Origin of the sequence: Rhodoplanes sp. Z2-YC6860 (assembly GCF_001579845.1) — a bacterium.
Classification (GTDB): Bacteria; Pseudomonadota; Alphaproteobacteria; order Rhizobiales; family Xanthobacteraceae; genus Z2-YC6860.
On sequence record NZ_CP007440.1, the window covers coordinates 3306308 to 3320424 of the forward strand.

General features: G+C 64.1%; 12 protein-coding genes. 9 read left to right on the plus strand and 3 right to left on the minus strand.

Annotated features, from left to right (window positions below; genetic code table 11):
* Positions 1 to 58: 58 nt before the first annotated feature.
* Both RHPLAN_RS15260 and RHPLAN_RS15265 read left to right on the plus strand, forming a co-directional pair.
* Positions 59 to 2125: an O-linked N-acetylglucosamine transferase, SPINDLY family protein gene (locus RHPLAN_RS15260; protein ID WP_084244942.1), complete on the plus strand. Its 2067-nt coding sequence runs from the start codon at positions 59 to 61 to the stop codon at positions 2123 to 2125.
* A 62-nt stretch (positions 2126 to 2187) separates the two neighbouring features.
* Positions 2188 to 2607, plus strand: coding sequence for a hypothetical protein (locus RHPLAN_RS15265; protein WP_068019513.1), 420 nt, complete (start codon positions 2188 to 2190; stop codon positions 2605 to 2607).
* A gap of 99 nt (positions 2608 to 2706) precedes the next feature.
* Here RHPLAN_RS15265 and RHPLAN_RS15270 read toward each other — a convergent pair whose 3' ends face one another.
* Positions 2707 to 3351: a hypothetical protein gene (locus RHPLAN_RS15270; RefSeq protein WP_157100282.1), complete on the minus strand. Its 645-nt coding sequence runs from the start codon at positions 3349 to 3351 to the stop codon at positions 2707 to 2709.
* A 243-nt stretch (positions 3352 to 3594) separates the two neighbouring features.
* Here RHPLAN_RS15270 and hyfB point away from each other — a divergent pair, with 243 nt between their 5' ends.
* The 6 genes from hyfB to RHPLAN_RS15300 are packed head-to-tail and all read left to right on the plus strand — an operon-like array spanning position 3595 to position 10840.
* Entirely contained in the window at positions 3595 to 5649 is a 2055-nt protein-coding gene (gene hyfB, locus RHPLAN_RS15275) for a hydrogenase 4 subunit B (RefSeq protein WP_068019518.1), read from the plus strand.
* Positions 5640 to 6596, plus strand: coding sequence for a respiratory chain complex I subunit 1 family protein (locus tag RHPLAN_RS15280; protein WP_068019519.1), 957 nt, complete (start codon positions 5640 to 5642; stop codon positions 6594 to 6596). The genes hyfB and RHPLAN_RS15280 overlap by 10 nt, the downstream gene beginning before the upstream one ends.
* Positions 6596 to 7267, plus strand: a complete 672-nt coding sequence (locus RHPLAN_RS15285) for a hydrogenase-4 component E (protein WP_068019520.1) — start codon at positions 6596 to 6598, stop codon at positions 7265 to 7267. Before RHPLAN_RS15280 ends, RHPLAN_RS15285 begins: the two co-directional genes overlap by 1 nt.
* Positions 7264 to 8763, plus strand: a complete 1500-nt coding sequence (locus tag RHPLAN_RS15290; protein ID WP_084244944.1) for a hydrogenase 4 subunit F — start codon at positions 7264 to 7266, stop codon at positions 8761 to 8763. The genes RHPLAN_RS15285 and RHPLAN_RS15290 overlap by 4 nt, the downstream gene beginning before the upstream one ends.
* A gap of 5 nt (positions 8764 to 8768) precedes the next feature.
* Positions 8769 to 10289: a hydrogenase large subunit gene (locus RHPLAN_RS15295; protein WP_068019523.1), complete on the plus strand. Its 1521-nt coding sequence runs from the start codon at positions 8769 to 8771 to the stop codon at positions 10287 to 10289.
* Positions 10289 to 10840, plus strand: a complete 552-nt coding sequence (locus RHPLAN_RS15300) for an NADH-quinone oxidoreductase subunit B family protein (protein ID WP_068019525.1) — start codon at positions 10289 to 10291, stop codon at positions 10838 to 10840. Before RHPLAN_RS15295 ends, RHPLAN_RS15300 begins: the two co-directional genes overlap by 1 nt.
* A 151-nt stretch (positions 10841 to 10991) precedes the next feature.
* Here RHPLAN_RS15300 and hydA read toward each other — a convergent pair whose 3' ends face one another.
* Together hydA and RHPLAN_RS15310 are read right to left on the minus strand one after the other, a co-directional pair.
* Entirely contained in the window at positions 10992 to 12422 is a 1431-nt protein-coding gene (gene hydA, locus RHPLAN_RS15305; RefSeq protein ID WP_068019527.1) for a dihydropyrimidinase, read from the minus strand.
* A 127-nt stretch (positions 12423 to 12549) separates the two neighbouring features.
* Entirely contained in the window at positions 12550 to 13149 is a 600-nt protein-coding gene (locus RHPLAN_RS15310) for a 3-keto-disaccharide hydrolase (RefSeq protein WP_068019529.1), read from the minus strand.
* Positions 13150 to 13292: 143 nt separating this feature from the next.
* Between RHPLAN_RS15310 and hpaH the strand changes: the two genes are divergently transcribed.
* Positions 13293 to 14075 (plus strand): 2-oxo-hept-4-ene-1,7-dioate hydratase, encoded by a 783-nt coding sequence (gene hpaH, locus RHPLAN_RS15315; RefSeq protein WP_068019535.1) that lies wholly within the window; start codon positions 13293 to 13295, stop codon positions 14073 to 14075.
* Positions 14076 to 14117: the final 42 nt, after the last annotated feature.

Below are 14117 nucleotides of genomic sequence, written 5' to 3' on the forward strand. Positions count from 1 at the left end.
CTGACCGATTCTGGAGAGTTGTTGCGTTCACAACATCAACGCTGAAGAGACGCTTTCCATGGCCGACGAGCCCGTCGAGATCAACGCTGCTACAGAGCTCTATTCCCGGGTGCTGCAACAGGCCGTTGCACGCCAGCTCACTATCTTCGACCTGTTCAACGCCGCGGTTCAGCTGCAGGCGATGCAACAGCGCCCGCTGGTGGCCGAGCTCTACAAGACCTGGATCGCCTTCAACGGCGACAACGAGCTTCTGCACGCGGTCTACTTCAACTACGGCGTGACGCTCAACGATCTGGGCGACCGGGTCGGCGCTATCAACGCCTTCCGCACCTCGATCCGCATCAAGCCGGAATTCGAGCCGCCCTACATCAATCTCGGGCGTGCCCTGGAGGACACGGGCCAGACCGGCGCGGGCGTCGCCGAATGGATGAAACTGATCAACAAGCTCGGCGGCGTCACGGGCGACACGGTGAACCACAAGCTCACCGCCATGCATCAGTCGGCACGCGTGCTGGAAGGTATGGGCAGCGACGCCACCGCCGAGGAGGTGCTGCGTCAGAGCCTCGAGATCGACCGCCGCCAGCCGGAGGCGCTCCAGCACTTCGTGTCGCTGCGGCAGCGGCAGTGCAAATGGCCGGTGATCCAGGAGTCGGACCGGGTCAAGCGCAGGGACCTTCTATCCGGCATCTCGACGCTGTCGCTCGCCAATCTCTGCGACGACCCGATGTTCCAGTTGGCCAAAGCCTATGACTATGCCCGGCATCAGATCGGCCGGCCAAAGCCCGCTCGGCCGCATGCGCAGCCTGGGGCAGGGCGGCGACTCCGCATCGGCTATGTGTCGTCGGACCTGCGCGACCACGCGGTCGGCTTTGCCATGACCGACGTCATCGAGCTGCATGACCGTCAGAATTTCGAGATCTTTGCGTATTACTGCGGCATCAACCGGCCCGACGGCACGCAGGCGCGCATCAAGGCGAATGTCGAGCATTGGACCGACATCAATTCGATGAACGACGACCAGGCGGCGGCGCAGATCGTGGCCGATGGTATCGACATCCTGATCGATCTCAACGGCTATACCAAGGACGCTCGCACCAAGGTCTTTGCGCGCCAGCCCGCGCCTGTTCAGGTGAATTGGTTCGGCTATCCCAACACCATGGGCACCCCCTATCACCACTACATCATCGCCGACGAAGTCGTCCTTCCGCCCGAAAACGAAATCTATTTCTCCGAGAAGGTCGTGCGGCTGCCGTGCTATCAGCCGAACGACAGGAGGCGTCTGGTCGCGGAGCAGCGGCCGACGCGGCAGCAGGTCGGCCTGCCGGAGAATGCCTTCGTGTTCTGCAGCCTCAACGGCATGCAGAAAACCACGGCGCGGGCTTATGAACGCTGGCTGACGATCATCGATCGCGTGCCAGGGAGCGTGCTGTGGCTGCTCACCAGCACCGCCGAAACCGACGAACGGTTGCGCAAATACGCGGCCGACCGCGGCGTCGATCCCTCGCGCATCATCTTCGCCGACAAGATGCCGAATGCCGCCCATCTGGCGCGCTATCCACTCGCCGATCTGTTCCTCGACAACTTCCCCTATGGCGCCCACACCACCGCATCGGACTCGATGTGGATGGGGGTGCCGATCCTGACACTGTCGGGACGCAGCTTCGCGGCGCGGGTCAGTTCTAGCCTCGTCCACGCCGCCGGCATAGGCGAGATGCATTGCAAGACCGAGCAGGAATTCATCGAACGCGCGGTGGAGTTCGGCAACGATCCGTCAAAGCTTGCGCCGATCAAAGCGAAGCTGATCGCGGGCCGCGACACGTGTCTCCTGTTCGACACGCCCAATCTGGTGCGGCATCTCGAGGATCTCTACCGGCAGATGTGGGCCGACCTGATCCGTGGCGCGATTCCCATGCCGGACATGCGCAACCTCGACGTCTATCACGAGATCGGACTCGGTCTCGACATCGAGAATATCGAGGTACTCGATGATGACGCCTACATCGCTCTCTATCGGGAAAAGCTTGCCGAATGGAATGAGGTCTATCCGGTCATGCCGGACAGCCGTTTGTGGCGCGATGGTGCGCCCCGCATCGAGGCGCTGGGCGACAAGCGGGCTGTTGCCTGACGAACGGTGCTCTGGAAAGTCACCGTTTGGCCGTGCACAATCGGACTGTGGTTGGACGATCGATGAATTTGTCATCCGGAATCCGTGCGTGTCTGCTCGGCGTCGCGCTGGCGATCGGGCTTGCCGGCTGCAATGCCGAGTGGCAGCGAAACCGCGATCTGGCCACACGCCAGAACACGACGCCGCCGATCAGCTATCGCAGCGATATCATCGCGTTCATGCACACCTACTTGAACGATCCATCGCAGATCCGCGACGCCGCGGTGTCGGAGCCGGCGCTCAAGGATTTCGATAATGCCAGCCGTTATGCTGTCTGCGTGCGCTACAACGCCCGCAAGAGCAACGGGCAGTATGCCGGTACCAAGGACAGCCTGGTGCTGTTCCGCGATGGCCGCCTCGACCGCATGGTCGACAATGGCCGCGAGGCCTGCAAGGACGCGGCTTACCAGCCGTTCCCCGAGTTGGAGAAGCTGACGCGCTGACCTGGGTTGGCTAGGATCTGTTCAACTCCGTTGAATCAGATCCGCGTTGTTGGGCATGATCTTTTCCGAAAACCGCTTCACACTTTTCGGGATCATGCCCTAGCTGAACAGCTGCTTGATCATCGCCATGAGCGCGACGTAGCCGTCGCCGATCACAGACCAGAACCGGCCCATCCAGGTGTCGTCGCGGAACGCGGTGCTATTGGTGGTGTCAGGAGCCGGTGCCGGCGCGCTGCTCGGCTTGTATTGCTCGGTGCGAAACTCGTTGGCGTCAGCCCATTTGGCGCGGTCGGGATTATCGTTTTCGGCTCCGGGCGCCGTTCCGTTCGTTTCGGCCGGTGGCTTATCGGATTTGCTCATCGCGAGATCGATCGCGTTGACTTCGTCTCCGGACACCACCTGCACGTCGCCTTCGGAATGCTCCGTGTCGGCGCTGGCGGCGGTCGGCAACGCAGGCTGCTGCTCGGGTGACGGCGCCACGGCATCTTCCGAAGCGCGAGTCGCCGTCTTCACCGGATGCCGGTGCTTGGTCGCGGTTTTCTTGGCGGACGCTGTCGCGGCGGGTGCGGCAGCCTTGGCGGTCCCGGCCTTGCCGGAGCCGTTCACGAAATTCATCAGATTGAGCGGCTGAGTTGAGCTGCACGATGCGCCGTTGCAGGCGCCTGCGGATTGCGCGGTGACGTCGAGCGCAGCCAGCAGTCCGAGGACCAGGGCGACACAGGAGACGATGGCGCGAAACATCATGATACGCATTCCCACGTTATGGGATGGCATATCGCCCCCGCGGGATGACCCGAGCTGGGCGCAATTGCGGAAATCCCCGCCCAAACCGTGACCGGATTGGGGGATGTGGGAAGGTGGTTTATCCCCTGTGGAACAAGTCGCAGGCAAAGCCGGGAATATGGCCGTTTGTGATTGAAGTTGCTGGCTGATTCATGCTTGTTGGAGGTTCCGGGAACACTGGGTTCCCGGCTGTCCCGTCTGCCGATGACCCTGGCTGCGCTGCAAATTCCGGCCCTATTACCGGCTTTCACCGGACTATGGTGTGTTGCCGCGCTGCTGGTGACCGCAGCCCTGGGGGTCCTGATTGGCGGGCGGTCTTGGAGCTTCGCGCCGATTTATGGCGCTTGCCTCCTGATCAGCCTGGTCGGCTTCGCCGCAGCCTTCTCCCATCTGTGGCTCGGAGCAGCGCCCGAAACAGTAAGTCTGCCGATCGGGCTGCCCGGCGTCGGCAGCCGATTCCGCCTGGATTCGCTTGCCGCCTTTTTTCTGCTGGTCGTCAATCTCGGCGGGGGCCTCGCAAGTCTCTATGCGCTCGGCTACGGCCGGCATGAGACGTCGCCGCTGCGGGTGCTGCCATTCTATCCGGCCTATCTCGCCGGCATGAATATGGTCGCGCTCGCTGACGATGCGGTTTCGTTCCTGATCGCCTGGGAGTTCATGTCGCTGTCGTCCTGGGCGCTTGTGGTGTCGAACCATCGTGCGCCGGAGAACGTTCGCGCCGGCTTTGTGTATCTGCTGATGGCGAGCATCGGCACGTTGACGCTGGTGCTGGCCTTCGGCGTGCTGGCCGGCGTCACGGGTGACTACAGTTTTGCTGCCATGCGCGCGCATCATCTTGACGCCTTCGCGGCAGGTCTCGTGTTCTTGCTGGCGTTGCTCGGGGCCGGCTCAAAGGCCGGTCTCGTGCCGCTGCATATCTGGCTGCCGCTCGCGCATCCGGCCGCACCGAGCCACGTCTCCGCGCTGATGAGCGGTGTGATGACCAAGATCGCGATCTATGGCTTCATCCGCATCGCGTTTGATCTCGCGGGCACACCCGCCTGGTGGTGGGGGCTAATCGTGCTCGCCATTGGCGGCGCCACCGCTGTGCTTGGCGTGCTTTATGCGGTGATGCAGCAGGACGTGAAGCGGCTGCTGGCATATTCGACCGTCGAGAATGTCGGCATTGTGTTCATCGGGCTCGGGCTCGGCCTGGCATTTCGGGCCAGCGATATGCCGGTGCTGTCGGCGCTTGGCGTCACGGCCGCGCTGCTGCACGTGTTCAACCATTCGCTGTTCAAGAGTCTGTTGTTCTTCGGCGCGGGCGCCCTCGTCGAGGCGACCGGCGAGCGCAACATGGAAAAGCTCGGAGGTCTGATTCACCGCCTGCCGCGCACCGCGGTTGTGTTCCTGGTCGGCTGCGTCGCGACTGCGGGCCTGCCGCCTCTCAACGGCTTCGTTTCGGAATGGCTGACCTTCCAGGCCATTCTGGTCGGGCCCGAACTGCCACAATGGGGTCTGCGTTTCATCGTTCCCGCGGTCGGCGCCATGCTCGCGCTCGCGGCAGCGGTCGCCGCCGCCTGTTTCGTCAAGGCCTATGGCATCGTTTTCCTTGGCCGGCCACGCAGCCCTGCGGCCGGCGCGGCGCACGAAACCGATGCGTTCTCGCTCGCCGCGATGTTTATCCTCGCCGGACTTTGCTTCCTGGCGGGCGTGCTGCCGGGGCCGGTCATCGATTTCATCGCGCCGGTGGTGCAGGGGCTCGCGGGCGAGAGTCTGCCTGTGCAACTCGGACAGGCCTGGATGCAGAATTGGGCCTCACTGGTCCCGATTGCTTCCGGCCGCAGCTCCTACAACGGGCTCCTGATTTTCGGCTTCCTCGCGGCATCTGGCGTGCTCACTGCGCTCGCAGTGCATCGCTTTGCGACTCGGGTCACCCGCCGGAGCGACATCTGGGACTGCGGCTATCCGGACCCGACGCCGGCTGCGCAATACAGCAGCTCGAGTTTTGCCATGCCGATCCGCCGGGTGTTCGGCGTGACCGTGTTCCAGGTGCGAGAGACGGTCGACATGCCGCGGCCGGGCGAGACACGGCCCGGGCATTTCCGGGTGAGGGTGATCGATCCGGCCTGGCACTGGCTCTACGGGCCCGTGGTGCGCACGGTCGGGCGTGTCTCGGCCGCGCTGAACGGGCTGCAGTTCCTTTCGATCCGCCGTTATCTCAGCCTGGTGTTCGTGACGCTTGTGCTGCTTCTGATGGTGGTCGCGGCATGGCGATAGTGCTCGAACTCGCAGCGCAGGCGCTGCAGATGCTGTTGGTGCTGGCCTTGGCTCCGCTGATGCTCGGCATCACCCGCAAGATCAAGGCACGGCTTCTGCGCCGGGTGGGGCCGCCGACCTGGCAGCCTTATCTCGACATCTGGAAGCTTCTGCACAAGGAGGCTGTGCTGGCGCACAACGCTTCCTGGCTTTATCGCACGGCGCCTTATTTCTTGTTCGCCACCACCTGGGTCGCGGCGGCGCTGGTGCCGACCTATGCGACCAACCTGATGTTCTCCTGGAGCGCCGATCTGATTGCGATCGTGGCGCTGCTCGCCACCGGCCGCTTTGCGCTGGCGCTCGCCGGGATGGATGTCGGCACGGCTTTCGGTGGGATCGGCTCCTCCCGCGAGATGATGATCGCTTCGCTCGCCGAGCCCGCGATGCTGCTCGTGGTGTTCAGCGTCGCGTTGATCGCCGGCACCACGCAACTTTCCAGCATGGCGGCGCTTTTCATCCATGGCAGCGTGGGCCTTCGCGTGTCGCTCGGGCTCGCAATGTTCGCCTTCATCTTTGTGGCGATCGCGGAGAATGCCCGCATTCCGGTCGACAATCCGGCGACCCATCTCGAACTCACCATGGTGCATGAGGCCATGGTGTTGGAGTATTCCGGCCGCCATCTGGCGATGATCGAGGCCGCGGCGGGGCTGAAGCTGCTTTTCTATTTTTCGCTGCTGGCCTGCCTGTTCGTGCCGTTCGGCATGGTCACCGGCGACAAGAACACCGACGCGGTGCTGATCGGGCTGATGACCTATCTCGGCAAGATCGTGCTGCTGGCCGTGCTGCTGCCGATCGGCGAGACCTCGGTCGCGAAAATGCGGGTGTTCCGCTACCCGATCTTCCTCGGCAGCGCCTTCGCGGCGAGTGCGCTCGCCGTGTTCCTGCTGTTCGTGTCGCGGAGCTTCTGATGCACAACATCGGCTTCGACGTTGCGCATCTCCTGGCTGGCTCCATGCTCTGCCTGAGCTTTGTGCTGCTTTACCAGGACCGCATGACTGCGGTGCTCAATGTGTTCGCGCTGCAGGCCATCGCGCTTTCACTGTCGGTCGCCTGGCAGGCCTATATCCAGGAGGCCCCGCATCTCCTGATCACCGCCGTCATCGCGGTTGTCATGAAGGGCTTTGTCATTCCGGCGGCGCTGCACCGGATCGTGCGCCGGCTCGGCATTCATCGCGAGATCGAGAAGGTGATCGCTGCAGGTCCCGTGATGCTCATCGGCCTGGGCCTTGTCGCGTTGTCGATCCTGCTGGTGCTGCCGGTCGGGCAGAGCGTGAGCCTTCTCGCGCGCGAGGATCTGGCGTTTGCGCTGGCCGTCATTCTCCTGGGCCTCCTGATGATGATCACCCGCTACAATGCGGTGACGCAGATCGTTGGCTTCATGTCACTGGAGAATGGACTGGTGCTGGCCGCGACCGGCGCCAAGGGCATGCCCCTTGTGGTTGAAATCTCGGTGGCGTTCTCGGTGTTGATCGCTTTCATCGTGTTCGGGATCTTCGTGTTCCGCATTCGCGAGCGTTTCGACACCGTGGACGTCGGTGCGCTTGATCAGTTCCGCGGCGAGCGGAGGGATCAGACATGATCCCGTCCATCCCGCTGGCGTCCGCTGCCGCAGCCATAGCTGAGTTCTGGGCCGGACTGCCGGTCACGCCGCTGCAGGCGGTGCTGATCATTCCGGCGATGGCCGTCGTCCTGCTGGCGCTCATTCCTGCTTATCGTCTGGGCGCCTTGCTCAACGTACTGGCGTCGGGATTGACGTTCTTCGCCGGCGCTTCGCTCCTGCTCGATCCGCGCTACCGCACCGACATTCTCATCGTCGACGATTTCAACATCTATCTCGTCATCCTCACCACGTTCGTCGCCTTCACCACCTCGATCTTCAGCGCGAGCTATATCGGTCACGAGCTCGAGACCGGCCGGCTGACACCGCGTTTCCTGCGCTATTACCACGCACTTTATCAAGCCATGACCGGCGCCATGAACGTGGCGCTGGTTGCCAACAATGTCGGGCTGCTCTGGGTCGGCGTCGAGGTCGCGACCCTCACCACCGTGATGATGGTCGGCATCTACCGCACGCCGGAGGCTGTCGAGGCGGCATGGAAATACTTCATCCTCGGTTCTGTCGGCATCGCGCTTGCGTTCTTCGGCACCATCCTGGTCTATCTCGTGGCCCAGGAGGTGGTGGGCGAGGGACTTCAGGCCATGGCTTGGGACACGATGCGGGCCTCGGCCTCGCGCTTCGATCCCAAACTCCTGTCGCTCGCCTTCGTTTTCCTTCTGGTTGGCTACGGCACCAAGGTCGGGCTGGCGCCGTTTCACGCCTGGCTGCCTGACGCCCATGCCGAAGGCCCGACGCCGATCTCAGCGGTGCTGTCGGGGCTCCTTCTGAATGTGGCGCTTTATGCACTCTTGCGCTTCAAAATGATCCTTGCGGCCAACGCAGCGACCATCAATGTCGGTCTGATCCTGATCGCGCTCGGCCTCATCAGCCTGATCTTTGCCGGCTTCATGCTCTACCGTCGCCGCGATATCAAACGGCTGTTTGCGTACTCCTCGATCGAGCACATGGGCGTGATCACCTTCGCCTTTGGCATGGGTGGACCGCTTGCGAATTTCGCAGGCCTTCTGCACATGACCATGCACTCGCTGACAAAATCAGCGATCTTTTTCGCCGTGGGCCATATCGCCCAGGTCAAGGGCACGCAGCGCATCGCCGACATCAAGGGCTTGTCGGCAAGCCATCCGGTGCTGGCGGTTGGCCTGGCGCTCGGCGTGATCGCAATCGCAGGCCTTCCGCCGTTCGGCGTGTTCACATCCGAATTCATGCTGCTGTCCTCGACCTTCGCGCGGCAGCCGTGGCTTGCCGTCGCCCTGGTGTTCGGCCTGGTGGTCGCCTTCGGCGCTCTCATCTTGCGTCTGTCGGATGTGATGTTCGGCGAAGCGAGCGGCCCGCCCGGCAAGATCAAGGCGACCTACGCGCCGCTGTTCCTGCATCTGGCGCTGGTGCTGGCCGCCGGTCTTTGGTTGCCCGAGCCGGTGGTGCGCTGGTTTCGCGCCGTCGCGACGCAGTTGGGATGATAGCGATGACGGGCAGCGACCGCCTCGCAAACCTGCTTGCCAACCGGGCGCCGGTGGCCGGGCACAAGCCGTGGCCGCGCTACGAACTCGATCCGGATGCCTGGAGCGCGGTGGCGCAGGCGCTCGGTGACGGTGGCGGCGATTTCCTGGGTCTCTGGGGCGAAAAGGACAACGTGCATCTCGCGCTCCGCATTGCCGGAGAGCCGCGGCCCTGCGTCATTACGGTGCGCACCCGAACCTCGGACTTTCCGTCCGTCGGGCGCTTCCATCCGGCGGCGCTGCGGCCCGAGCGCGCGCTGCGCGACCTCTATGGTTTCGCGCCGCTCGGCATTCCGGATCGCAGGCCGTGGCTCGATCACGGCGCCTGGGGGATGCGTGCACCGCTCGGCTCGCGGCCGCCTGCGGCGCGCCGCGATCCCGCGGCTTACGATTTCCTGCCGGTGCAAGGGCAGGGGTTGCATCAGGTTCCGGTCGGTCCCGTGCACGCCGGCACGATCGAGCCCGGTCATTTCCGCTTCACCGTTAACGGCGAGACCGTGGCGCGGCTGGAACAGCGGTTCGGCTATGTCCACCGTGGCGTCGACGGGCTCCTCACCGACACCGACATCGAGCCTGCGGGGCGCGTGGTCGCGCGCATCTCGGGCGATTCCACGGTGGCTTACAGCTTTGCCTATGCCCGCGCCGTGGAGGCGGCCCTCGACATCGATCCGCCGCCTCGCGCGAAAATCCTGCGCGGCGTCATGGCCGAGCTGGAGCGCCTCGCAAATCATCTCGGCGACATCGGCGCCATTTGTAACGACGCGGCGTTCTCGCTGATCCACGCCCATTGCGGCATCTTCCGCGAGCGTGTGCTCGCAGCGACCGACCGGGCCTTCAATCACCGCCTGATGATGGACCGCATCGTGCCGGGCGGCACCGAGGATGCGGCACCGGCGGCGCCGCGCGCGTTGCTGCAGATGATTGAAGAGCTCGAAAGGCCGTTCGCCGAGATCGTCCGGCTCTATGACGACACGCCGTCCCTGCAGGACCGCACCTGCAACACCGGCTTCGTCAGCAAGGAACTGGTCGAGCGCTGGGGCGCGGGCGGCTTTGTGGGCCGCGCTTCGGGCCGAGACTTCGACACCCGCCGTGATGTGCCTTACGCGCCCTACGACGAAGCGAAATTCGAGGTGCCGGTGCTGACCTCGGGCGACGTCGATGGTCGGGTCTGGGTGCGCATCCGCGAGGTCGAGCAGAGCATCGCGCTGCTCAAACACTGGCTTGCCGATATCCCCCCCGGCGACACGCGGGTCAATCTGCCGAAGTTCGAAGGCACCCGCGAGGGCATCGCCATGGTCGAGGCGTTTCGCGGCGACGTGCTGGTCTGGGTGCGCGTGCTCGATGGCCGCATTGCGCGCTGTTACGCTCGCGACGCCTCGTGGTTCCAGTGGCCGCTGCTCGAAACCGCGATCGAGGGCAACATCGTTGCGGACTTCCCGATCTGCAACAAGTCGTTCAACTGCTCCTACGCGGGAGCCGACCTCTGATGCGCACGCTCCTGCTCAAATCGCTGTTTTCCAGACCGGTGACGACGCCGGCGCCGCGGCCCGATGCCTTGCCGGCGTCGACCGACGATCCGCTGCTCGCCGAACTCGGCAAGGCGCTGGAGATGCGCACGCGCAAGCTGTTCGGCCGCTCCATCACGATCCGCGAGGTCGATGCCGGCTCCTGCAACGGCTGCGAGCTCGAGATCAACGCGCTCAGCAATTCGATCTACGACATCGAGCGTTTCGGCATGAAGTTCGCGGCTTCGCCGCGCCATTGCGACGTGCTGCTGGTGACAGGGCCGGTGACGCACAACATGCGTACGGCGCTGGAGCGCACTTACGCGGCGATGCCCGAGCCGAAATGGGTGATCGCGGCGGGTGATTGCGCGGCAGGCTGCGGCGTGTTCGCGCAGAGCTACGCCACGGTTGGCGCAGTGGACTCCGTCGTGCCGGTCGACCTGGTCATTCGCGGCTGCCCGCCGCAGCCGATCGATTTGCTGAAGGGGTTGCTGTCGCTGATGGAAAAAGCGGTCGGTGCGGCGAAGCGGTAAAGCCAACGCTCTGCGTCAGTGCTGCAACAGGCACACTTCACCTCTCCCATGGGGAGAGGTCGCCTTGCGAAGCAAGGCGGGTGAGAGGGTACGGTCTATCGATAGTCCGACGGGAGAGGGAGTTCACCGCCGATGCGGTGACAGAGCGGAATCACTGCTCCCACGCACTCTTGCCGCTGGGCTTCGCCAGCGGCGATTTCTCGCGCGAGACATATTCGCCTCCGCCGGGCTTGCCGACGAGGGCCCCATCGCGCACCACGAAGCGGCCGCGCACCATGGTCGAAACCGGCCAGCCCTTTACTTTGATGCCTTCGTAGGGCGTGTAGTCGCTGCCGTGATGCAGCAGCGGCTGCGCAATCGTCAGCTCCCGCTCCGGATCCCAGATCGCGATGTCGGCGTCGCTACCGACCGCGATCGTGCCCTTCTTCGGATAAAGCCCGTAGGTCTTGGCATGGTTGGTCGCGGTCAGCGCGACGAACTCGTTGAGTGAAATGCGGCCCTTGCCGACACCCTCGGAGAACAAGATCGGCAGCCGCGTCTCGACGCCCGGAATGCCGTTCGGCACCCAGCGAAACGATGTGCGGCCGCGCGGCGCGAGCTTGCCCTGCGGATCGTCGTAGCGGAACGGGCAGTGGTCCGACGAGAACAGCGAGAACACATGCTGCTGCAGCCCCTCCCAGCAGGCCTGCTGGCTCGCCTCGTCGCGGGGCGGGGGCGAGCAGACGTATTTGGCGCCCTCCATGTTCAGCCCCTCGAGGTCTTTCGCGGTCAGCACGAGATATTGCGGACAGGTCTCGCCGTAGATCTTCAGGCCGCGCTGCTGCGCGCGGCGAATTTCTTCCATCGCCTCCCGGTTCGACACGTGCACGATCATGATCGGCACGTCGACGATCTCCGACAGCGAGATCGCGCGATGCGTCGCCTCGCGCTCGACAGGAATGGGCCGCGACGCAGCGTGATAATGCGGCGCGGTTTTGCCGGCGCGCTCCAGGCGATCGGTCAGGAAGCGGATGGCGTCGTAATTCTCGGCGTGCACCATCACCAGCGCACCGGTCTCGCGCGCCACCGCCATGACGTTCAGCATCTCCATGTCGGACAGCGCCATGCCCTCATAGGTCATGAACACCTTGAACGAGGTGTAGCCGTCATCGACCAGGGCCGGGAGCTCCTGGCCGAGCACGCGATCGGTGGCATCGGCGATGATCAGGTGGAACGACACGTCGACGTAGCACTGGCCGTCGGCTTTGGCGTGATACTGCTTCACCACCTCGCGCAGACTTTCGCCCTTCTGCTGCATGGCAAAGGGCAGCACCATGGTGTTGCCGCCGAAGGCCGCGGCGCGCGTGCCCGAGGCAAAGTCATCGGCCATCACGATGCCGGGCCCGGACGGCTGGGCGAAATGCACGTGGCTGTCGATGCCGCCGGGCAGCACGAGCTTGCCGGTTGCGTCGACGATCTCGGACGCGGTGCCGAGATTGGCACCGAGCGCCGCGATGCGCCCGCCGCTGATGCCGACGTCGCACTGGAAGGTGTCGGAGGCGGTTGCCACCGTGCCGCCACGGATGATGGTGTCGTACGTCATCGGATCTCCGCGATCCTCCTAGCATTCATTTCGGCAGGCCGGTCAAGCTATTGGAAATACATCATAATATGAAACGGGCGGGCCCTGCCACTGGCAGGCCCGCCCGTTCTTTTTGCAGTCCGCGCGGTCAGAGCTTCTTGATCTCGACCTTGCGGAATTTCACCGTGCCCTGGCCGAACTGCAGCGCGATCGGGCCTTCGGCATGATCGGTATTCTCGGCGCCGTCCACCGTCTTCACGCCGTTGAGCGTGATGGTGAACTTCGGACCCTTCACGACGATCTCATAGGTGTTCCATTTGCCGCCGGTCTTGACCACGGCCAAAGTCTTGGCGAACGGCACGATGGCGCCGGTGCCGTAGGTCGGATCGGGCCGGGTGTCGAAAATGTTCACCTCGTAGCCGGTCTTGCTGCTGATGTTCTTGGGATCGCTGTTGCGGACGAAGATGCCGCTGTTGGCGTCGTCGCTGACCCAGAATTCGGCGCGGATCTCGAAGTCCTTGAAGGACTCCTTGGAAACGAGATAGGCGGCTACGGCCTTGGGGTCCTTCTTGTCGACGGCGATCACCGAGCCGTCCTCGATCTTGAAGGTCGCGGTGCCGTCGCCCTGCCATTGGTCGAGGTTCTTGCCGTCGAACAGGGTGATCCAGCCGTCTGCTCCTGATGCTGCACCGGCTGCTGCGAATGCAGAAACCAGCAGCGCAGATGCGAGTGTCGCCCAGCGTGTCATGAAGTCCTCCCTAAGGGTTATGGTTATGGGACTAGGCTAGCAAAGCGGCGTCTCCTCCGTTAGGGGGATGCCCTGCAATCGCGTGGATTGATTTCCGGGCGCTGGACGGGGCAGGATCGCGCCGCAAAAAGGGAGGAATTCCGATGCTTTCGGACGCTGACCGCAACAAGGCCGCCGACATCCTGATGGAGGCGCACAAGACCAAGAAACAGGCGGTCCAGCTCTCGACCACCTATCCGGGCATCACCATCGAGGACGCCTATTCGATCTCGACCATCGTGCACAAGCGCCAGGTCGCGGCGGGGCGGAAGCTGATCGGCCACAAGGTCGGGCTGACCTCCAAGGCCATGCAGCGCTCCTCGCAGATCGACGAGCCGGACTTCGGCTACCTGCACGACGACATGATCATCGCGGACGGCGCCAAGGTGCCGCACGCCAATTATTGCCGGCCGCGCGTCGAGGTCGAACTGGCCTTCGTGCTCGGCAAGAAGCTGATGGGCCCGGGCGTGGGACTGACCGATGTGCTGGCCGCGACCGACTACGTCGTGCCTGCGCTCGAAATCGTCGACGCCCGCGTGCAGGACCCGCGCAAGATCTTCGACACCGTGTCGGACAACGGCGCCGCCGCCGGCATCGTGATGGGCGGCCGTCCGGTGCGGCCGATGGATGTCGACCTGCGCTGGGTCGGCGGCATCATGTACGTGAACTCCGAGATCGAGGAGACCGGCGTTGCCGCGGGCGTGCTCGGTCATCCGGCGATGGGCGTGGCCTGGCTCGCCAACAAGCTCGGCACTTTGGGCACGCCACTGGAGCCCGGCCACGTGGTGCTCGCGGGCTCGTTCACCCGCGTGGTGTTCGCCAAGAAGGGCGACACGCTGCACGGAGACTTTGGCGCGCTCGGCGGCATCTCGTTGCAGTTCGTTTGATGGGCAGCGCCTCCACATAAACGGTGTCATGCCCGCGCTTGT